This is a genomic window from Paracidovorax cattleyae (assembly GCF_900104515.1).
GTDB lineage: Bacteria > Pseudomonadota > Gammaproteobacteria > Burkholderiales > Burkholderiaceae_C > Paracidovorax > Paracidovorax cattleyae.
Genome location: NZ_FNJL01000085.1, coordinates 1 through 2,070, shown reverse-complemented (window position 1 = coordinate 2,070; position 2,070 = coordinate 1). Strand labels below are relative to the sequence as shown.

Here is a 2,070-nt window from a genome sequence, read left to right as displayed (position 1 = left end):
CGTCGGTGAATCTGCTCTTCTTCATGTCCGTTCTTCCTCTGAAAACGGACTCTACTAACCTTCTATTGGTACGCCCTATGGGGAGCAGGTCAATCCAACTGTTAGTCAGCACAGAGGGCGGCAAGCCAAGCCGCTCTAGTGCACTGTTGGCTCTTGAGCCGAGCTTCTCAAACTGTTGGTTGCTAAGGTTGATGTTCCCACGACCGAGCAATGCGGACAGGTTGCCCTGCGAAGCCCGAAAGAGGACTAGCCCGGCAGCAGCGGTCGTTCGCTCGTCGGCTCGCTTGCGCTCAGCGTCGGGCGAGTCACTGCCAGCGATCTCCAGCAAATCGAGAACAGCGTCGAAGCTATCCTCCAAAGTCTCCTTGAAGGCAACCTTTAGCCGGAACGGGCTGCGCTTGGTGAGGAGCTTTTCCTCCCAGTTTTCGTAGTTGACCAGAAATACGTTGCCCACAACCTCTTCACCTAGCCGTCCAGCGCGACCCGCGAAATTCCAGAGTTCTGCCTCCTCAAGCAATTCGCCTTTATTCCCCCGCGTCGGCGTATCGATGAAGACGTTGCGAGCAGGCAAGTTAACGCCCTGGAACAGGGTCGTGGTGCAGCACAGATAGTCGAGGTCTCCATTTCGAAAAGTTACCTCAATTCCCTCGCGCAGCAGGCTGGGCATGTTCCCGTAGTGAAACGCAACGCCATGACGCACGAAGCGCGCGAGCGAGTATTGCTTATGCACGTGCTTTTCGATGAAGACAGCCAAGTCATTCAGCGGCCCCTGCTCCTCCGCCGGTCGGTTCAGGGCAATCAGCGCAGTTAGATCCTCTGCATTCTTGGCTCCCGTGGCATACACAAGCGATCGCCCTGCAGCCCCGAACTCCTGCGCGACAGCAGCTAGTTTGGCATCGTCGCCAAGCGCAAAACCGCGCTTGAACTTATAGGACCCGATTGGCTCAAATCGCTCGGGCGTTACTAAATCCAGGTGTACCGAGTGCTCGTCCTCGTTGGGGAACCGCACGCTTATACGGTTCTGGACCACCGGCGACAAGCCGGTCTCTTTGATATGTAACTTCGACAGTCCGACGCTCTCCCCCACCAAGTCGAACCCGCTAGCACCTGGCGCCAAGAAAAGGAACCGGGCATTGGGGTTAGCCTCGCGCACTTTCTCCAAGGCATCCTGGAGAATCATCCCTCGGCTTTCATCTCCAATTGCCTGAGCCTCGTCTACTATGACCAGATTAACTACGTCGTCAAGGTCCAGCGTCGATAGCAACAGCTGTGCGCGCTCTTGAGTTAGAACGTATATTTGCTTCGGACGCTGCTCCGGATCTGGAACCGGAATCGTCGTCACGCGAACACCACTGACATGCGCGCCAAGGCGCCGTTCAAGCTTTCCCTGTATTTCGGCCAGCAGAGCCCTAGTCGGAGCAATATAAAGCGCAGTAAAAGTAGAAGCCGCTAACGCCGATTCGCACAGATGCTCAAGGACGACGAAAGACTTACCTGCGGAGGTTGGAGCCGATATCGCTGTGGCGAGCTGTTCCTTCAGGCTTTCCCACACCTCGAGCTGGAACTCCGTGAGTGCCACATCACGCTCGTCCATCTTGACCGAGTTGAGTTGGCGAAGCAGCGCGCTACGTAAGCGTGTCTGCAGGCCCAATTGCTCAAACTCCTTGTTCTCAATGAGCGTTAAGCCCGGGAAGTTCCCAAGGCCAGAAAGAATGTGCGAGGCAGCACTTAGCACTGCGGCCTCGCTTGTCATTAAGCTCGCGAAGACCGCGATCTGCTGAGCCAAGTCCCGACTTTGCTCGTCTTCCGACAACGCAAAGACGCTGGCCGAGTTCAGTAGCCGGGCTAAACCATCTTCTTCGAGCTGCGGACCAGACACACTAGGCTGCTCGCCCATATCGGCGATCAACGTCGAGCGGATACCAACGGCACGCAGACCTGCCAAGTCCTCCCAAAACTTGGGCTGTCGACAGATGTCGCTAGAGCGTGTTATGAACTTTGCTTCATGAGTGCGATGCGGGAGGTAGAGTTTGCAAATGCCCCGCAAGCCCTACCCGACAGACGTCAGCG

The 2,070-nt window shown here is 56.4% G+C and carries 1 protein-coding gene; it reads right to left on the bottom strand.

Annotation, left to right across the window (positions count from 1 at the left end):
• Positions 1-1,945: DEAD/DEAH box helicase (locus BLR05_RS25565; RefSeq protein ID WP_143016056.1), on the bottom strand; the 1,945-nt coding region annotated here is incomplete at its 3' end.
• Between the last annotated feature and the right edge of the window lie 125 nt (positions 1,946-2,070).